The organism is Flintibacter sp. HCN-6482 (assembly GCF_037892565.1).
GTDB lineage: Bacteria > Bacillota > Clostridia > Oscillospirales > Oscillospiraceae > Lawsonibacter > Lawsonibacter aceti.
The window spans coordinates 127719-147759 of record NZ_JBBKBK010000002.1 but is presented as its reverse complement, the minus strand read 5'-3'; the positions used below and the strand labels follow the sequence as shown (position 1 = coordinate 147759).

The window sequence follows — 20041 nt, the reverse complement described above, 5'->3', positions numbered from 1 at the left end:
TCCCCAAATATCTCTCCTGTTCTGTCGGACAGGCCAAATCTCTCCGAGGATCCCGCCTCCATCTCAGTTCTCCTCCCTTCATACCCTACAAATTCCTGGAGATTTCCTCTCCTTTTTCTCCGTTTTCTTCAAAATTTTTGAAAAATTTCAAGAACTCCTTTACCTGCCCCACTTCTTCTTATATAATTTATAATGTTAAGTTTGTGTAAAATTTTGGAGATGAGGACAGGGTGTCCTCATGGGAGGAAAGAAAATTGGGGATTCGTGATGTCATTGCCCTGCTGGGCGCCCTGGCCATCTTCCTGTTCGGTATGTCAACCATGACTTCCGGCCTGGAAAAACTGACTAGTGGAAAACTTGCTTCCCTTTTGGAGAAGCTGACTGATAATATTTTTAAAGGTGTCCTGCTAGGCGCAGTGGTGGCTGGTATGGTCCACTCCTCCGCGGCTACTACCGTTATGTGCATCGGGTTTGTCAACGCTGGCATTCTTAAGCTGCGGCAGGCTGTCGGCGTCATCATGGGGGCCAACATCGGCACCACCATTACAGCCCAGATCCTGCGGCTGGGCGGCCTATCCGATGAAAATTTGTTTTTGGCTCTCCTGAAGCCTGAGATGCTAGGACCACTGACCGCCTTTGTGGGGATTCTGTTTTTCTCCTTCTTCAACAGCGGCCGCAAAAAAACAGTAGGTCAGATCCTGATCGGCCTTGGGCTGCTGTTCATCGGTATCAAATCCATGGAGAGCGCCCTAGCCCCCTTGACTGAGCTGGAGGCCTTCCAGCAGCTGTTCATCCGCTTCTCCAACCCGGTACTGGGCATCGCTGTGGGTGCGGCTATCACGGCTTTGATCCAGAGCTCCACCGCCTCTGTGGCTATTCTACAGGCCCTTTCCGCTTCCGGCGTGGTCACATTTTCCACCGCCCTGCCCATCATCATGGGCCAGAACATCGGCACCTGCGTCACTGCCATCTTGTCCAGCATCGGCGCCAGCCGGAACGCTAAACGGACCGCTGCCGTCCACCTATACTTCAATGTGATCGGCACCGTGTTCTTCCTGGTGGTGTTGTACGGTCTCAACGCCCTGATAGGGCTGCCCTTCTGGCAGGATACCATGGACTATGGCTCCATCGCGAACCTGCATTCCTTCTTCAATATCGCTTGTACTGCCCTTCTGCTTCCTTTTAACCGGCAGTTGGTCAGCCTGGTGGAATGGACGATCCCAGACTCCGGTGCCGCTGATCCGGTAGCCACGGTGTTAGACCCCCGCTTCTTGTCCACTCCGTCAGTAGCTCTGGAACGGGCACGCACCGTGGTCCTCCAAATGGGTGAACTGGCCAAGAACAACTACCATCTGGCGGTGGAGCTTCTGTCCCATTACGATCAAAAGCAGTTGGATCTGCTTAACGAGCAGGAGGAGGCGCTGGACCATATGGAGAGCTCTTTGGACCAATATCTGGTCCAGCTCTCCCGCCACTCCTTAGATGACAAAGGCAGCGACCTAGTATCCGATCTGCTTCACGCCCTGTCTGATTTCGAGCGCATCGGTGATTATGTAGTCAACCTGTCCGAGTCGGCTACCGCGCTGAACGACGCCGCTCTCTCCTTCTCCCCCAAGGCACAGGCCGAGCTTGACTCCCTGTGCGCCGCCGTAGGAGAGGCCCTGAACCAGGTGCTGGAGGCCTACCGTGCCCACGACGCCTACGCCGCCTTCCAGGTAGAGCCTTTGGAGGAAGTGGTGGACCTAATCACCGCCGCTCTGCGGGAGCGCCATGTGGAGCGGCTGAAAACCGGAGAGTGTACGGTAGAGGTGGGCACCCAGTTCCTGGAGCTGCTAACTAACCTGGAGCGCATCTCTGACCATTGCTCCAATGCCGCCGTCCGCGTCATCCACCAAGCGGCCGAGAAAGGCTCCCTAGTCCGTTCGGACATCCACGCCTATCTCCACCAGCTCCACCAGGGCGGATCACCCCAATTTGACCAGCTGTTCGCCCAGGCCACTGAAAAGTACTACCAGCCCATCTCCTGACCTGTTTTCTACATGGCAAGAGCCGCCCGTGAGGGCGGCTCTTGCTTCTATTTCGCGAGGTCCTGGGCAATCAGCAGCCGAACAGCATCCACCCCAACTTGGATGGCGGAGGAGGTGTCGTGGGACTCCTCCTGATCCAAGCCCGCCTGCTCCCGCTCCTGGTTCCAGATCACATGGAACACAGATCCACACCGCACCCGGCGGCTGGCCGCCACAGCAAAGAGAGCCGCGGACTCCATTTCAGAGGCCAGCACCCCCAGGCGCTTCCATGCCTCCCATTTCTGCTTCAACTCATAGGACACCGGCATCCTGCCTGGAGAATGCTGACCATAGAAGGAGTCCTTACACTGGACCACCCCGGCATGCCAAGGGTAGCCCAAGGTCCGGCACGCCTGAACCAAGGCACAGGTGACCGCAAAGTTAGGGACTGCGGGCCACTCGATGGGGGCGTACTCCCGGCTTGTCCCCTCCATCCGGACAGCACCGGTGGCCACCACCACATCGTTGCTTCGGACAGCCAAGTCGATTCCCCCACAGGTCCCCACTCGGACAAAAGTATGTGCACCGATGTTCGCCAGCTCCTCCATCGCAATGGCCGCGGAGGGTCCACCAATGCCGGTAGAACACACCGACACTTTTTCTCCCAACAGGGTACCGGTATAGACCACATATTCCCGGTTGGTCCTTATATGGACAGGCTGGTCAAAACAGCGGGCGATGGACTCACACCGCCCCGGGTCACCCGGAAGAATACAGTATCCCCCCACGTCTCCCGGCCTGCACTGGATATGGAACTGTATGTCCCGCTCCTGCTCATTCATGGGAATGACCTCCTTTTTCCTGATATCTGGTTTATTTTAGCATGACTTTCCACTCGAAACAATATATTTGTGGCGGGCACCTAAAAGCCTATCTGTCAATCTTGACCTTTCTGTGGAACTATACTATAATTGGCCTTACTATAATTGTGCTATTTTACCCCTTCCTTGATTCATTCAGGGAGGGATGGGCCTGTCATTCTATTTACACCGCCATGAAGGAGGTCCTATTTTGAAGCGTTCTATATTCCCTGCGGCCGCAATCTGTCTACTGATTGGTTTTTTATTAGGTGGCATCTTTCCCTTTCCTTGGTCCCTTCGGGAAACTGTTATCCTTCCTCCTACCCCCAGCGCCCTGTCCAACGCTCCCGCCCCTGGCTCTTCTTCTGTCACAGACAGCTCCACCCAGACAGAATCATCTACCCCCCTGCCCCCGGACAACTTTCCCCTGCTCAACACCGCCTGTGCTGTTCTCCATGCCTTGAAAGAGGAGGATTACGGTCAGGTGGCCTCATTTGTCCACCCCGAAAAGGGCGTAACCTTTACCCCGTACTCTACCGTAAATCTTGAGCAAGACCTGACCCTTTCCGCGGCCCAAATCCAGGGGCTGGAAGAGGACCCCCGGGTCTACACCTGGGGCTTTGAAGATGGCCGAGGCAACCCTATCCAGATGACGATATCCCAATATGTGGACCGGTATGTATTCAACCAGGACTACACCCAGGCCAGTGAGATCGGCATCGACCAGATTATGATTAGCGGCAACGCCCTGGAGAATATTACTACGGCTTACCCCGGTTGCCGATTCGTAGACTTTTGTATCCCCAGTATTGACCCAGTGAACGAGGGGTTAGACTGGTGCTCCTTAAAGCTGGTATTCGAGCTGGGAGAGTCTGGCTGGCTGCTGGTAGGTGTAGTACACGGTGAGTGGACCATCTAAAGTCCGCTTCTCTGTCTCTATATGTTCTGAAAAACATTCCCTCCTGCTCTGGTGAAAGCAGAGTATGATATCATACGCGAAAGGATATTTTACATGAAAATCATCATTGTAGGCAGCGGAAAAGTCGGCTTCACGCTGGCAGAACAGCTGGTCCGGGAGCAGCACGACGTCACCATCGTGGATCTGCGGGAGGAGTCTCTGCGCCGGGCCTCCGATATGCTGGACGTCATGGTTATCCACGGGAACGGTGTCTCCACCTCCACTCTGCGGGAGGCCGGGGCGGATACCGCCGACCTGCTGGTCGCGGCCACCAATTCAGATGAGGTCAATATGGTCTGCTGCCTGACCGCAAAAAACATGGGCACCGGCTACACCATCGCCCGTATCCGTGACCTGGAGTATTCTAATAGCCTGGTAGAGTTGCGCCGGAATCTGAAGATCGACATGGTCATCAATCCAGAGAACGCCACCGCCATTGAGATTTCCCGCCTGCTCCGTTTCCCTCCCGCCGCCAACATTGAAACGTTCTTTCGGGGCCGTGTGGAGCTGATGGGCTTTCGCCTACAGGATGGAGATTTTCTCGTTGGCACCCCCTTCTACTCTTTGCCTCCCCAGGTCAAGGAACTGTCCCTGCTGTTCTGTGCTGTAGAACGGGGAAAATCGGTGGTCATTCCCAATGGCTCCTTTGTTCCTCAAATTGGGGACAAGCTGTATCTGGTAGGACGTCCGGAAAGTCTGGATCAGTTTTTCCGCCTGCTGGGCCGATACGCTCAGAAGGTCCACCATGTCTTTATTCTGGGCGGCGGCAAGATCTCTGTCTACTTAGCACGCATTCTGGAGAAGATGGGGATGAAGCTGAAAATCGTGGAATTGGACGAGGCCCAGTGTCGTCTCATCAGTGAAAAATTCCCCAAGTCCATGGTAATCCATGGCGATGGTTCCGATCAGGAGCTGCTGGAGTCGGAGCGTTTTTCCGCTTCTGACGCCTTTGTAGCCCTCACGGACCGGGACGAGGACAATCTGATCATCTCCCTATATGCCATGCAGCAGGGCATACCCAAGGTAGTCGCCAAGGCCAACCGCCAGAATTATGCCGGCATTGCCCGGGCCATCGGTCTGGAAAGTGTTATCTCTCCCAAGGCCATCACTGCCGCCCAGATCCTTCACCGGGTCCGCGGGATGCAGAACTCTCAAGGCAGCGTGATGAATTCACTCCACCGCATCGCTGACGGCGCGGCTGAGGCCATGGAGTTTACCGTGCGTTCTACTACCCGTTATCTGAATGTTCCCCTGAAGGATCTCCGTCTGAAAAGCGGCATTCTGATCGCCGTCATCATGCGTGGGCGGGACATCATCATCCCGGAGGGTTCCTCCTCTATTCAGGAGGGAGATTCCGTCATTCTGATCTCCCGCGGCAGACTCATCCTGGATTTAAACGACATCTACGAGGACGATGGCCCGTTCCCCCACCCTGGAGAGCCTTAAACTTATTTTGAAACTGTTAGGGCAGGCGGAGCTAAAAGGGTTGGAGTGGGTCCTTCCCCCTGCCCTGGCGTCTTTCGGTTGCTTTCCCCTCCTTCTACTGGGGACCTCCCTGATCCTCTCTCTGGATGGGCACTCCTTTCCAGTCTCCCTCACCTCCGCTTTGACCAGTTTGAGCAATGTCTGGACCGGGCTGGATCTGATAGAACCTACCGGTCACTCTTCCTACCTGTCCAAACTGGTCATGTCTCTGTGCATGGCCATCGGCCGTCTGGAGCTCTTCCCCATCCTGGTCCTTTTCAGCCGTGAGGCTTGGCGGCACATCTGATCTTTTTTCCCGATATTATTTTCCCGGAGGCCCTATATGAATGTCAAGCTCATCCTGAAACTCCTCGGCCGCGTAGAGCTGCTAATTGCCGGCTCCATGCTGCTTCCTCTGGGGGTGTCTCTGCTCTATGGCGAAAGTCCTCTCCCCTTTTTGACCAGCATCGCCGTTCTCCTGTGCACCTGCCTTCCCCTCTCTCTAATGCGGACTGGGTCTGGCTTTTTTCTGCGGGACGGCTTCGCTGCTGTCGGCCTGATCTGGCTGCTGGTCAGCGTGGCCGGGGCGCTCCCCTTTTACTTCTCTGGGGAGTTTTCCTCCTTTACAGACTGTCTGTTTGAATCCGCCTCCGGCTTCACCACTACTGGTGCCACAATCCTAGCTGATATTGAGGCCTGCTCCAAAGGCATCCTCTTCTGGCGCTCCCTCACCCATTGGCTGGGCGGTATGGGCGTATTAGTGTTAGCCACTGCTATCGTACCCTCTCTCGGTATCCGCTCTCACTACCTGACCCAGGCGGAGAGCCCCGGTCCGGTCTTCTCCAAGCTGGTACCCAAGCAGGCCCAGACCTCTAAAATCCTGTACAGTATCTATTGCGTCCTCACCCTGACAGAGGTTGTGTGTCTGAAACTGGCTGGTATGCCGCTGTATGATTCCTTTATTCACGCTTTTTCCTCCGCCGGTACCGGGGGCTTTTCCAACCGGAATGCCAGCGTGGGCGCTTATGGCAGTGTGGCCATCGACTTGATTATTACCGTCTTTATTCTTCTGTTTTCACTGAATTTCGCGGTCTATTTCCTGCTGCTCACCCGGAAATGGCGGGAAGCCCTCTCCAGCGACGAGCTCCGGTTTTTCCTGCTAGTGGTGACAGGCGCCACCATCCTGATTGCCATAGACATCGCTCCCCTCTATACCAGTATTTGGGAGAGCCTCCGATATTCCGTGTTCCAGGTAGCCTCTATCATCTCTACCACTGGCTTCGCTACCGCGGATTTTGTACTCTGGCCCCATTTCTCCCAGACAATTCTAGTGCTCCTTATGTTCTGCGGCGCCTGTGCCGGCTCTACCGGAGGAGGCATCAAGTGCTCTCGGGTATTGATTCTGCTCCGTTCCATTCGGCGGGAGATCCACCGGGTTATTCATCCCCGGTCTGTCGAGGTAGTTAAGCTGGACGGCAAGGTGGTGGAAGAGGACACACTACGTTCTATTAGCGTTTTTGTCGGCAGCTATCTTTTCATCATATTAGCTGCCACCCTGATCATTTCTTTAGACGATTTTCCCTTCTCCGTATCTTTCAGTTCCGCCCTTACCTGTATCAGCAACGTGGGTCCTGGTTTGGAGCTGGTGGGTCCCACCGGTAATTTTTCCGCCTTCTCCCATCTGTCCAAGATAGTCATGTCACTGTGTATGATTATCGGGCGTCTGGAAATCTTCCCCATTCTGGTCCTTTTCAGCCGTCAAGCCTGGCGACACACCTGATTTTTACAAGCGGCCCGGCCATTTCCTTGGAAATGGCCGGGCCTTTTTCGGCTACTTCCACCCTTTCTGTCACTGCTATCTTTTTTGAATCTCCCGTTATTTTGACTTGCAATTTTTTTGTTATGTGGTAAAATACTTTTATAACTTTACGACTAAGCAATCTTATTCTATATTTAGAATTTGCTTATCGTATCAAAGGAGCGTGTAAGATTTGGATAGATTGTTCTGGATCGGATTAGTGGGAGCTGCGGTGGCACTGTTGTTCGCCTGGCTCCAAAGCAACAGGGTCCGGGCCTTCTCCGAGGGCAACGACACCATGAAAAAGATCGCCGCCGCTATCCGGCAGGGTGCAAACGCCTATTTGAAGCACCAGTATGCCACGGTGTCCAAGGTCTTTTTCGTGGTGTTTTTGATACTGCTGGCTCTGGCAAGGTTCCATATGCTGGATAACTGGTTTATTCCCTTTGCCTTCCTCACCGGCGGCATCTACTCCGCTCTAGCCGGCTTTGTGGGGATGAAGATCGCCACCTCTGCCAACGCCCGCACCGCCCAGGCGGCCAGCGAGAGCCTGAACAAAGGGTTGAATGTAGCCTTTTCCTCCGGCGCAGTCATGGGCTTCACTGTGGTAGGATTAGGTCTGCTGGATATCTCGGTGTGGTTCCATATTTTGAAGTATGTGGCTCACTATGACGCCGCCAAAATTGCCCAGACCATGGTTATGTTTGGCATGGGCGCCTCCTTCATGGCTCTGTTCGCCCGTGTGGGAGGCGGTATCTTCACCAAAGCCGCCGACGTGGGCGCCGACCTGGTAGGTAAGGTAGAGGCTGGCATTCCGGAGGACGATCCCCGCAACCCCGCAACCATCGCTGACAACGTAGGTGACAATGTGGGTGACGTGGCCGGCATGGGCGCCGACCTGTATGAGAGCTATGTGGGTTCTATCCTGGCCACCTTCGCTCTAGGTGTGGCCGCTTATCCCGGCAGCAGCTGGGAGGCTATGCTGCTCCCCATTGCTCTGGCTGTGGTGGGCATTCTGTGCTCCATTTTTGGCTCCTTCCTGATCCGAACCAAAGAGGGAGCCAGCCAGCGTGAGCTGCTGGGCACCCTGCGCAAAGGCACCTATACCGCCGCTGTCCTGGCCGCTGTTATCGCCGCCCCCTTGACCTATTTCATCCTGGGCAGTTGGGGCGTTTACATCGCCATCCTCTGCGGACTGATTGGAGGCTGTGCCATCGGCTACTTCACCGAATACTACACCTCCGACACCTATAAGCCCACCCAGGGGCTGGCCGACTCCACAGAAACCGGTGCCGCCACCACCATCATCGGCGGCCTGTCCCTGGGAATGCTGTCCACCATCGCCCCCATCCTCATTGTGGGCGCGGCAGTCATCATCTCCTTCCTGGCTGCCGGAGGCTCTCTCACTACCTCTGCTGAAAACTATACCGAGCTGTTCTCCAAGGGCCTCTACGGCATTGGCATTGCCGCCGTCGGGATGCTGTCCACCCTGGGCATTACCCTGGCGACCGACGCCTACGGCCCTGTGGCTGACAACGCCGGCGGTATTGCCGAGATGTCCGGCCTGGGTGATGAGGTCCGTGAGCGCACCGATGCCCTGGACTCCCTGGGCAACACCACCGCCGCCACCGGAAAGGGCTTTGCCATCGGCTCCGCCGCCCTCACCGCCCTGGCCCTGCTGGTCAGCTATGTAGATATCGTGAAGGCCAAGATGGATTATGCCCCTGACCTCTCCCTCACCAACCCAGCTGTGCTGGTGGGACTGTTCATCGGCGCTATGCTCACCTTTGTCTTTGCCGCTCTCACCATGAGCGCTGTCCAGCGGGCCGCCCAGTCCATCGTGGTAGAGGTCCGCCGCCAGTTCCGGGAGATCGCCGGCATCATGGAGGGCACCACAGATCCTGACTACGCCTCCTGCGTGGGCCTTTGTACCAAGGGGGCCCTGCGTGAGATGGTGAAGCCCTCCCTGCTGGCCATCATCGTTCCCATCTTCACCGGTCTGATCCTGTCTGTGGAAGGTGTGGTGGGCCTGCTGGGTGGTGTGTCGGTTTCCGGCTTTGCCGTGGCGGTATTCATGTCCAACGCCGGCGGCGCCTGGGACAACGCCAAGAAGTACATCGAGTCTGGCCACCACGGCGGCAAGGGCTCGGAGCAGCACAAGGCCGCTGTCATCGGCGACACTGTGGGCGATCCCTTCAAGGACACCTCCGGTCCCTCCCTGAACATCCTGATCAAGTTGGTATCTACCGTGTCCATCGTGTTCTCCGGCCTGATCGTCAACTTCCACCTGCTATAAAAACATAAAAACCGCCCCCGCACATTAATGCGGAGGCGGTTTTTTCAGGCCATTTTGGAAACCAGCTTGCTGAAGGCGCGGGGATCGACGTTGTCCTCCGCTACCACATGGGCCTTCTTCCCGATCAGGGCGAACAGCCCCAGCAGGGAGCGGGCATCCAGCATTACAGTGCCGGAACTGAGCCACACCTCATAGGGGGCCTTGGCCGCCAGCCGGTTTATTTTTTCGATCTGAGCACCATTCTTGATCTCGATCTCACAAATCATATCTATTACCTCCTTGATATCCGCCCGCGCGTTCTTAAGGTGCGGGCGGCCGTCGTGCCTCACCTCCATGCCGTCGGCCCGTGGAGGGAGGGGGCAGTTTCCTGTCGCTCTTGCCGTCGAGCGGACCGCCTCCTTCTGCGGTCGCCCGTATTGTATCAGGAAGGACTTGCCTACGTCAAGGACGATTTTTGTTGAAGTCGCATAATTTATATCTTCATTTTTTGTATATAAATCACAATTCAAATCCTCAGCCACAGTATGGCCGAGGGTCTGATACCTCTAATCTTCCGGTCCGGCCATGAGGTCCATCTGCACTGTTTTAAAGGTTTCATCGTCAAACAGATGGATCTGCCGGTGCTCCCAGGCCGACAGCAGGGGATAGCACAGCCAGCTATTCTGGTGGGTGTAGTCCATCTGGGATAAGAAGTATATCTTATCCTCCCCCTTGCCCCCCACATAGGACACATAGCCCCGGCAATTCTCTCCCCACAAGGGCAGGGAGAACTGGGCGGACATGTCCCGCTGGAGGTTCGGCCCAAAGGAAAAGCCTCTTGAGGTATACTCATCCCACCCCAGGCTGGTGTACTCTCCCGTAAAGGTCTGTCCCTCCCGATCATAGAGCAGCCGTCCGGAGAACTCTGTGGGGTACTCCTCCCAAGCCGCATACTGACTTTCCGCCGTAATTGCGGCGATTTGAAGGCGGATGCTCTCCGTCCCCCGGACCTTGGGCTCCTCCTGCCAGAGGAAGTGCTGGATCACCTTCCACCGCCCATCAGGAAGTTCCAGCGCCACACTGGTAAGGCGCAGCTCATACACATCATAGACCCGGCTGATGTGGGTGCTGTTCCCCACAGTTTCCCGCACCTCACGGCCCTTATTCATGGGAAATTCCCTTTGCTCCACCACCGCCCGGATACTTTCGGCACAGTCAGCCAGATCCTCCGGAGCCAGGTCGGATGTCACGTCCTCCGGCACCCCCAGGTCCAGAAGGTGGGCTGCGGTTTCCTCCCATCCCGTCTGCTCCCCGGCAGGCCGCGGGACCCACTCCATAGGGAACCGGCCAAAAAGGAGGGTGGCCAGAGGCAGACAGACCAGCAGAGCCCCAAGCCAGGACAGGCACACCGTCCTGTCAGACAGGCGGACAGGGGCCGCCTTCACTTCATATCCGGCTCCGTCCAGGAGATTGGCCAGCCTGGCCAGGTTGCGGAGCAGGGCGATATAGCAGACCAGCAGGACCAGCAGCATCGGCCAGCCCTCCGCATCCAGGAAGGCCAGTCCGGTCAGGAGCAGATAAAACACGACCAGCGCACCGGCGGCGCCGGCTCTTTGTTCCTGCCCGGCTTTCCGCTGGACAGCCCTGATCCCCTGCCACAGGCAGATATACTGCAGCAGAGGAATAAGCAAGGTCAGATACATCCAGGTGGGGGTCCCCTCGATTCGCAACAGGGTGGCGTTAGCCAGCAGCCGGAAAAATTGACCCATAACCCGGTATAGACTGATGGCCCAGCCCAGGGCAAACCACCCATTCTCTCGACGCAAAGTTCGGAAACCCAGCCACATCAGCATCAGGCCGGCGGTTGGCAGCAGATACTGCAGCCACAGGAAATGGATTAAAATGGTGGTCAGCCCCACGCCCCAGACAACACGCCTAAGGGCCCGCTTCCAGGGCGTGATCTCCTCCAGCACTTCCGCCGGAGGCGGTACAGCGGACATCCCCTCCTCTACCATCTGGTCAAAGCTCCGGTCGTCAGACATTCCACTCACCTCCCAATTCCTTACGCAGGCGTAGGCGGATTCGGCGCAGGCGCCCCTCTACGCCCCGCTCGGTCAGCCCTAATTCAGCGGCCATCTGGGCAGCAGACTGAAGGTAATAGTATTTCCGGTAGAACAGACTACAGTCGATTTCACTCATCCGACGCACCGCCAGCAGCAGGCGCTGGGTACGCTCCTTGCGCAGCAGCTCCTCCTCCGGTCCGGGGGCAGGGTCCAGCATGCTGTCGTCCAGCGGCTGACAGTCCCCGGTCCCGCGGCGGGCGGCCCGCCGCCGGTTTAGGGCTGTATTCCGAGCAATGGCCGACAGCCAGGCGGTCAGAGAACCCCGCTCCGGGTCGAACTGGTCCGCCCTCTCCCATATCTGGAGGGCCACATCAGACAGACACTCCTCCCGTTCTCGCGGGTCGTCCAGGATTGGGCACAGGATATAGCGCAGCAGCGGGCCATGCCGGACCAGCAGCTGATCCAGCCCCCGCTGATCCCGGCTCCGCAGCAACCGGAGCAGCTCCAGGTCGTCCATGGGTTCCCCCCTCTCTCTTCTCTCTACCTTACTATACACCCATTGGAGGGGATATCCCACGAAAAATTATTCTTTTTAATAAATGGAGAGAGGACGCCTGTATGCGTCCTCTCCCCATTTGCCATTTCACTCTTTAGAGCGCGAGATAGAGTTTTTCAATTTTCTCCACCGCTTCGTCAGCAGTCTGTGCGCCCATGTCCAGCTCAAGATCACAGCCGCTTCCCCATTCCTGCCCTGTATAGTGCTCATAGTAGGCGCGGCGCCGCTTATCCATCCGTTTTACCGTCCGGACCGCCTTGCCTGGAGAGAGCCCCTCTTGGGCCATCTTCCTCCGCACCCGGTATTCAAAAGGGGCACGGACAAAAACCTTCAGCAGCCGTACCTCCGCGTCCCGCAAAACGTAACCGGCGCAGCGGCCTACGAAGATACAGTCCTCCTCACTTGCCAGGCGGCGTATTTCATGGCTCTGAAGGGCAAAGAGCACCTCTGAGGTGGGCAGTCCCCGGACAATGTGCTGGTTTCCCTCATATACCCCTTGAAACAGGAATGGGTTGGTCGCTGTTTCGTCCGCCTTTTCCAGCGTCTTGACCGCCAGCTCCCCATATTTGCAGGCCAGATGCAGAATGTCCCTCTCATAGACCCTGATCCCCAGCTTCGCTCCCGTTCTGACCGCAATCTCATGGCCTCCGCTGCCAAACTGGCGCCCAATGCAGATGATCTTATGTACCATGGTCATCCCTCCTCTCTCTTGACCGCCTCCTCCACTGGCGCCGGTATCGAAATCTCCTCCGTTTCCTCAGGGAAGGTAAAGCTTCCGGATATAGACACAGGGGCGTTGATAGATAGGACATGGACACTGCCACGAACCTGGAATGAGATACGTTCGATTCCCTGGTCTGTCAGTTCGATCTGGAGCTTCCCGGCAGTCAGGCTGGTGTCCAGCCCTTCCGCCTCCGGCAGAAGCGCCTGGATCACCTCTTCGATTTCCTCCTGCCGGAGGGAAAGGGTGTACAGACCGGTCCCGTTCCGCTCCTCATATTCCAGGCCGCCCTCCAGCCAGAGATGGAGCAGCACGCCCGGCAGGCTGACCAGCTCCTCCTGTCCAGACACGGAGCCTCCCTGCTCATCCAGGACCCCTCCATCCACCATATACAGGGTCTGGCCGCTTTTTCTCAGCCCGACCACCTCTCTGCCGTCCACATAGGTCCGGAACAGCTCCAGTTCGCTGTCCACTACCAGTGGGCCACAGTCCGCCTGGTAGGACAGTCTGGATACCAGTGGGTCCTCCGCGTTCAATCTCCGCCAAGCCAGGAGCAGCCGGAGCAGGTCTGGGGCCGTTTCCTTCTGGTCCCCGGCCAGGATACGAGCCCGAACAGGCTGGGGCAGGTCCACCTTCCCCTCCGCGGTGTGTATTCTCAGCTCAACGGCCAGGGATATACAGTCGTGATCCGTCGTATCTGCTGTTCCCTTCGTCCAAAGGCGGAGGGTAGAAAGCTCATTCCCCTTCGCGACCAAGTCTAAGTTTAGGCTCTCCAGGGAGGTCAGATACGATGCGGAATCAGGAAAGAGCGCTTTCAGAATGGAGGAGACCCGCTCGCCGCTTACTGTAACGCTGTATATGTTCTCTCCACTGTTGGAAAAGGCGGAGATATCCCCATCCCGGTATAGCCCTGCCACTGTGTCCAGAAGGGCCGCGTAGTCCGGGAAGCCCATATCCACACGGACGGAGGTTCCATCTCCTAAATAGAGCATCCCATCACTGTAATATACCGCCGCTCCATCACGTTCTAGCCTCGTGGTAAGATGCTCCCCCACCTGAACGATGTCGATCAGGGCATCGATGCGGTAGCGCCGACCGCCTGCCTCCGCCTGGGCATCCATCTCTATCGTCAGATCGGGCTGTTGGGCATACCGGTGCAGCAGACGGACAGCGGCGACGGTATTCCAGCCTCCAGAAACAAGGAACCACGTCGCTCCCCCTATCAAACAGGCCAGCACCAGCACTGCGGCGGCCAGCCGAGTCCTTCGGGTCTTTTTTCCGCCGCCTGCTGATCCAGCCGGCGTTTCCCTGTCCTGTGCTACAGCCCTTTGGAGCAGCCTGCGGTGTTTCGCCCAGCCCACCGCACAAAACACGAGTCCGGCCACCAGGGCCGCCGCAATCGGCCAGACCCACCATATTGGAGTCCGGGTCACTACCGCAATCTCAGGGGTATCCCCCTCCAGCCGGACCAGCAGATAGCTGCCAGCCGTTTCCGTATCCAGACGGGTCCATCTACCCTCGGAAACAGCATAGAACTCCGTCCGCTCCGTCTTTCCGTTGGGAGATAGGTAGCGTACCGTATGAATAGACTGTCCATCCGCCGGTATGGTCACCTTCCACCGCTCTAAAACCCTACGGCGGTCCGCCAGGGTCTGGAGCTGTCTAGGATAATCCTCCCCCGTTTCCAGCAGCCTGGCTTCCAGACTGTCCCCCTGGTCGAACTCCCCCTCTACAAAGAGGACCGGCCGGCCGTCGTCCCGCAGTTGGGCAGAGGACAGCGCGGAGCGGTATGCGGTGTAGACCGCGGTCACATCTGTGTCAAACCGCAGATCCGTCAGATCCTCCCGGTCCCACACCGCAAAGCATCCCTCCTGGTGGGGGATCTCCGGCAAAATCGAATCGTCAAAGGAAGCGCCATAGTCAAAGGGGACCGTCTGGATCACTCGGCCATCCGCCCAGAAACGCAGCTCCAGCCGCTTCATAGGGGTGGGGATATCCTCCATCTGGAGCAGTTGTTCGTAGGAAATAGGTTCCGCTCGGCCGGCGGCACTGACGCGGTTTAGGCCAGCCAAATCGTCTGACACAAATCGGTTATTCTGGAATAGGCCCTGATCTGTGCCGGATATCGCACCGGCATACTCCTCATACTCTGGGATAAGGACGAAGGAACAGCACCCGGTGACTGATCCCCCGGAGTCCCTGGCTCCGGCGGCCCCCACGATACCGCCCACATAACGCTTTCCGGACAGGGCGCATTTGGCAAAACTCTCCCGTATCGTCCCCACCGCATAGCCGGCGACGCCGCCCACATAGTCTCCGTTCTCGCTCTCCGCGCTGCCGTAGGCCTCACACTCCAGGATAAGCCCCAAATCCATCCGGCCGCAGACACTGCCTACATGGTCCCGCCGGCCAACTACGGCTCCGGTGTTGGTACACCGCTGGAGGATGGCCTTCAGCTCATAGGCTCTCCGGTAGATAGGCGCGCTGTTGGAAATCAGGTCATCCTCAGGGTCCAGCTCATACTCCACTGCCATGGAGCCAGCCACTCCGCCTACATTGAGATCCCCGGAGATGGCCGCCGTGTTGGAGCAGGACAGGAGCCTGCCGCTGGTCACCTGGTCGATATTCTCCTCTGAGGTATCCGAGATACTGTCTTCCAGGTCGTAATTTTCGATCTCCCGGATGGCGTCAATCAGAGTATCTGTCACCACCCCGACCTGGGCACTAATGGCCCGGATGTCGCCGGTCAAGTCGCCTACCGAGGCGGCAGCCGTGTCATTCAGGAGGCCCATCTGGTCGTTCAGCCGTTCCATCGTGTCATAGAGGGCGTCAGAGGCGGCGCTGACCTCCTCCCCAGGGTGGGCGATCTGGATAGGGTCCACCCCAGCCAAGTAGCCGAACAGATCCTCCAGCCCAGCAAACACTTCTGTCCCAGTTTCTCCCGCCTGTTCAAACGAGCTCACGGCATCCGCCAGGGCGTCCAGGCCGTCACTCAGTTCCTGCCCCACGGCCTTCAACTCATCCAGGGCATCCCCCAGGCTGTCCACCGCCTTCATGGCCGCGCCGGAGGAGTCCACCACGTTTTTCACACCACTCCGGATCTGCCGCAGGCCCTCCCGGATATCCTCCAAATCGAAAGAGATGTTCAGACGCACGGTTTCCGCGCCGCCGCCCACCTGGGTCAGGGCATCAGAAATCTGCCCCATCTCTCCCCCCAGCTCCTCCATGCTCTGGGCGGCCACGTCTTCCACCACGCCGGACTGGGCCGCCAGATCCATGGCTCTTCCCAGCTCCTCTGCCGCCTGGGCGGTCTCTCCAACCCCCTCCTCGATCTTTTCCAGGGCCTCCCGGCTGCCAGTCTCATCCTCAATGCGGACGAAGTTCCGCAGCTGTTCCAACCCGTCGATGATCTTTCCTATGCCGCTTTTCAGCAGCCGGCCGGCCTTCTCGATGCTGTCCGCCGCCCGCTCCAGTTCATCTACCGCCTGGGAGCCATCGATCCGGGCCAACTCCCGCAGGGCATCCTCCATCAAGTCCAAACTGTCCGTCAGTTCTTCCGCAAAGCCGGTAGCATCGCTGGAGATGTCCGCCATCTGATCTAGGGCGTCAGCCAGGATGTCGCTGCCCCGGTTGATTTCTGTAATCACCTCGTCCCCGTAGTCTGACAGACGATCTGTCAAGTCCTTGGCGTGTCCGGTGGCGTCATCAACGGAGGCTCCGATGGCATCCAGATTGTCTGAGATCCGGCCGGCGGCTCCATCGGCGTGGTCCGCCGCCCGGTCTACCAGCCCTCCCAGGCGGTCCAGCTCCTTCTGAATGGTATCCAGCATATCCTCTGATAAATTCAGCACAATGTAGGGCTCTGCCTGGCCAACGATACCGCCGATATCCTTGCGGCCGAATACCTGTCCGCGGTTGACGCAGTAGGCCACATGGCCGCAGCTTCGCCCCGCAATGCCGCCTACGTTGTAGCCGATGTGGGGATATCCGACAACACCGGCATTGATGCAGCTGAGAACCATACCAGATGAGTACCCTGCTATACCTCCAGTATCCGTGGCGATATTCACCGTATCCAGCGCGCTCAGGGTAAACAGAGACTTGGACACATCCAGATCCAAATTCGTCAGCTCGAGCCCAGGGTCTGTGCTGGTAATATTGACATAGCTATTGTTTCGGCATCCCGACAGCACACCGCAGTTTTCGCCAGCGATGCCGCCAGTCATGCTCTTTCCAGTGATACCTCCGGCGGCAGAACAACCCTGGATCTTACCTGTCAGCCCGTTCAGTCCGGCAATGCCTCCCACCCGGTCTGTCCCGGTAATCGTCCCGGAGAAGGAGCAGGCCGCGATCACGCCATAGTTCTCTCCCGCGATGCCCCCTATGGACGAGCCATGGCCAGACGGCTCAATACTGCCGGTCACATGGAGGTCCTTTACCACCGCGCCCTCCTGCAGGGTGCCGAACACGCCCGCCGGGGTCAGCCCGCTTGACAGGTCCAGCCCGCTGATAGTATAGCCGCCACCGTCAAAGGTACCGCCGAACGTGGGGATCGGGGTATATCCCGTACCCGCCAGAGAGATATCCGCTGTCAGCGCCACGTGCTTGCCCTGGGACCAGGTGTCCAGCGCACAATTACGGGACAGTTCCAGAAGGTCCTCGGCGCAAGTGATCCGAATCACCCCGTCTTCCACCGCCAGTATAGGGCCTGCTGCCTGGACACACAGGATAAGGGTGAGCAGGACACTGACCGCTCTCCTGATCCAATCAGTTCTCTTGCGTTTCATGCTCTGCCTCCTCCTGCGCATAACCTGAGATCAGGTTCAGATCCACATCTCCGTCTACGATGGCATGGACGGTGCCGCTGATGGTGCCAGATATCTCTCCCCGCACCAGCCCATCTACTCGGACCCGCCCGCTGGCCCTGTGTTTTTTCACCGCGCTGGGCACGGAAAAGGATGTCTTTTCCACCACCGCGCCGCCAATCAACAGAATCTGAGGCAGGACAAACATGACCAGAACAATGGACAAAATCGTTCCCCGCCCAAGGCTTTGCCCGATACCCACGATGGCCGCCTCTGACGTCATCTGCCCGATGAGCAGGCCGGCCACGGTCAAAATACTGCCCGATGTAACAATGGTTGGAAAGGCAAAATTCATTGTTTCAATGATGGCCTGTCTGTGGTCCATTTGGTCTTTCAGCTCCATGTAGCGGCTAGCGATCACGATGGCATAGTCGATGTTAGCCCCCATCTGGATAGAACTGACTACCAGATAGCTGAGGAAAAACAGCGGGGTCCCGGTGAAGGCCGGAATGGAGAAATTGATCCAGATACTGCCCTGGATGACCAGGATCAACAGTACCGGCATCCCCGCAGATCGAAAGGTGAACAGCAGCACCACCAGGACGATGAGGATGGACACCACGCTGACCACCGTGTTGTCCGTGGCAAACGCGGCCTTAAAATCAGCCTCTGTGGTGGAGTTTCCAGCCAGGTAAATACTCTCTCCTGGGTAATATTTCTGGGCAGTTTCCTGGACCGTATCCAGAAAGGCGTAGGTCTCCTCTCCCCCCTCAGGCAGGGTCAGATAGACCAGCATCCGGTCATATTCGCTTCCTTGGAGCTGCACCTTGGCATGTTCAATCTGCTCCCGCGCCTCGTCCAAATCATCGGTCTGCTCCTTGTCTAAGGTGACATAGCCCTCGTCCAGCTGGTCACAGATAAACAGAAACATATCCATCAGCGGGACCCGGTAGGCGGAAATGCCGCCAATGATCCGTCCATAGTCCTCATTCTTGACCGCGTATGCTGTATAGACCAGCTTGGCCAACTCATAATCCAGATCCGCCAGTTCGGCAAACTGTCTGGGCGTTAGCCGGTCGGCCAGCATATAGCCGTCCATCGCCTCCACATTGGACAACCCCATGGTGTAGTCCACTTCCGTATATTGTTCCAACTCGTCCAGGATCATCCGTTCCTTCTCGTAGTCGCCGGTGGGCACCATAAGCGCCACAAGGTTTTTCGATGTAAAATTCTCCTCGATCATCTGGGAGGCAATCTGCACCTCATTCAGTTTCGGCGTTTCGATACTCCCGTACCCATAGACATAGGGACAGTCCGAGGAGAAATGGATACCCAGAACCACCAGGACCAGAAATACAGGCGGTATCACGAATCGGGACAGATAGGCAAATTTTCCTACAAAGGGGATCTTTGGGATAAAGCTGCGGTGCTGTGTCTTGTCCATCAGCGGACCGAACAGGATCAGCAGGCCCGGCATCACCACAAATACAGCCAGTAGGGCAAACAGGATGGCTTTAATCAGGCAGACCGCCATATCAGGTCCCAGCTTGAACTGCATGAACATCATGGCCACCAGCCCACCGATGGTGGTCAGTGAGCTGGCGCTGATCTCCGGAATGGCTTTGCTGAGAGCTATGATGGTCGCCTCCCGGATGGGCAGTGTCTGATGCTCCTCTTTGAAGCGGTTACAGAAGATCACGGCGTAGTCCAGGGACAGGGCAAGCTGGAGGATGCTGGTCACGGAATTGGACACGAAGGAGATTTTTCCCAGCAGGAAATTGCTGCCCAGGTTCAAAATCATGGCCGTAACAAAGGTCAGGATAAGCACAGGGACCTCGGCGTAAGTCTGTGAGGTCAGCAAGAGCACCACTAGCACGATCACCGCCACATAGACCATGATGACATTGACTTCAGCGTCAATGATATCCCCCTTGGTGTTACCCAGCTCCGTGGATACGAATACATCCCAGCCAGTGAGGCTCTCCCTGGCCCTGTCCAGGGCCTCCAGGCACCTCTCATCGTCTTCGTCATAGTCAAAGGTAAGCGAATAGAGGGCGGAGGCATGGGCATAGTGGTCTGTTGTGTCATCGAATTCCACGCTCTGCACGCCGTCCAGCTCCAGGAGCTCCGCCTTCACCCGACGGGCCTCCTCCAGAGAAATGTTGGCCACCATCAGATCCGCGGTACCGAAGGTGGTGAACTGCTCCTCCATCACATCCAGTCCCTGGCGGGTGGTGGAGTGGATGGGCAGATAGGAGGAGAGATCGTTCTCTACCTCCACCCAGTTCCTGGAAAACAGCGTGAATATGGTACCGATAATGACCAGCAGGAAAAACAGGTTCCGTTTGTCCACAACAAAGGTGGCAAGACGCACCATAACACTCTCCTGATCCTTGTTTCCTTTTTTCATCTCTTGGCGGCTCCTTTACTACCCGCAATACACCATTATCATAACACTTTATTATATTCAAATAGAGGCGGCTCCAGCAAAGGTCAATCCCGCGGCAGTGTCATAAATCGGTCCTCTGTCCCATA

General features: G+C 57.2%; 13 protein-coding genes. 6 read left to right on the top strand and 7 right to left on the bottom strand.

Features of this window, described 5'->3' with window-relative positions; all coding sequences use genetic code 11:
• Window positions 1-254: 254 nt before the first annotated feature.
• A complete protein-coding gene (locus WKS99_RS05720; RefSeq protein WP_186851947.1) occupies window positions 255-2027 on the top strand; it encodes a Na/Pi cotransporter family protein in 1773 nt (590 codons plus the stop codon).
• Window positions 2028-2074: 47 nt separating this feature from the next.
• Here the strand turns inward: WKS99_RS05720 and udp are convergent, their stop codons facing one another.
• Window positions 2075-2848, bottom strand: coding sequence for a uridine phosphorylase (gene udp, locus WKS99_RS05715; RefSeq protein WP_240288219.1), 774 nt, complete (start codon window positions 2846-2848; stop codon window positions 2075-2077).
• A 229-nt stretch (window positions 2849-3077) separates the two neighbouring features.
• Between udp and WKS99_RS05710 the strand changes: the two genes are divergently transcribed.
• The 5 genes from WKS99_RS05710 to WKS99_RS05690 all read left to right on the top strand — a co-directional run bounded on the left by WKS99_RS05710 (window position 3078) and on the right by WKS99_RS05690 (window position 9382).
• Window positions 3078-3785 (top strand): hypothetical protein, encoded by a 708-nt coding sequence (locus WKS99_RS05710; RefSeq protein ID WP_147571459.1) that lies wholly within the window; start codon window positions 3078-3080, stop codon window positions 3783-3785.
• Window positions 3786-3878: 93 nt separating this feature from the next.
• Window positions 3879-5270, top strand: a complete 1392-nt coding sequence (gene trkA, locus WKS99_RS05705; RefSeq protein ID WP_147571460.1) for a Trk system potassium transporter TrkA — start codon at window positions 3879-3881, stop codon at window positions 5268-5270.
• A gap of 7 nt (window positions 5271-5277) precedes the next feature.
• Window positions 5278-5595: a hypothetical protein gene (locus WKS99_RS05700; protein WP_340405500.1), complete on the top strand. Its 318-nt coding sequence runs from the start codon at window positions 5278-5280 to the stop codon at window positions 5593-5595.
• Between the two features lie 36 nt (window positions 5596-5631).
• Complete coding sequence (locus WKS99_RS05695) at window positions 5632-7068, top strand: TrkH family potassium uptake protein (RefSeq protein WP_147571463.1); 1437 nt, start codon at window positions 5632-5634, stop codon at window positions 7066-7068.
• Between the two features lie 211 nt (window positions 7069-7279).
• The gene (locus WKS99_RS05690) at window positions 7280-9382 is read left to right on the top strand and encodes a sodium-translocating pyrophosphatase (RefSeq protein WP_186851944.1); all 2103 of its coding nucleotides are present in this window, start codon (window positions 7280-7282) and stop codon (window positions 9380-9382) included.
• A 44-nt stretch (window positions 9383-9426) separates the two neighbouring features.
• On the opposite strand, the gene WKS99_RS05685 is transcribed toward WKS99_RS05690, so the two are convergent.
• The 6 genes from WKS99_RS05685 to WKS99_RS05660 form a co-directional block, all read right to left on the bottom strand.
• The gene (locus WKS99_RS05685) at window positions 9427-9648 is read right to left on the bottom strand and encodes an HPr family phosphocarrier protein (RefSeq protein ID WP_147571468.1); all 222 of its coding nucleotides are present in this window, start codon (window positions 9646-9648) and stop codon (window positions 9427-9429) included.
• Between the two features lie 279 nt (window positions 9649-9927).
• Entirely contained in the window at window positions 9928-11403 is a 1476-nt protein-coding gene (locus tag WKS99_RS05680) for a DUF3488 domain-containing protein (RefSeq protein ID WP_340405499.1), read from the bottom strand.
• Entirely contained in the window at window positions 11396-11941 is a 546-nt protein-coding gene (locus WKS99_RS05675; RefSeq protein WP_147571472.1) for an RNA polymerase sigma factor, read from the bottom strand. Before WKS99_RS05675 ends, WKS99_RS05680 begins: the two co-directional genes overlap by 8 nt.
• Window positions 11942-12074: 133 nt before the next feature.
• Window positions 12075-12671 carry a cytidylate kinase-like family protein gene (locus tag WKS99_RS05670; protein WP_340405498.1) on the bottom strand — a complete coding sequence of 199 codons (597 nt, stop codon included), beginning with the start codon at window positions 12669-12671 and terminating at the stop codon, window positions 12075-12077.
• Between the two features lie 2 nt (window positions 12672-12673).
• Complete coding sequence (locus tag WKS99_RS05665) at window positions 12674-17488, bottom strand: hypothetical protein (protein ID WP_340405497.1); 4815 nt, start codon at window positions 17486-17488, stop codon at window positions 12674-12676.
• Window positions 17469-19916 (bottom strand): MMPL family transporter, encoded by a 2448-nt coding sequence (locus tag WKS99_RS05660; protein ID WP_340405496.1) that lies wholly within the window; start codon window positions 19914-19916, stop codon window positions 17469-17471. Before WKS99_RS05660 ends, WKS99_RS05665 begins: the two co-directional genes overlap by 20 nt.
• Between the last annotated feature and the right edge of the window lie 125 nt (window positions 19917-20041).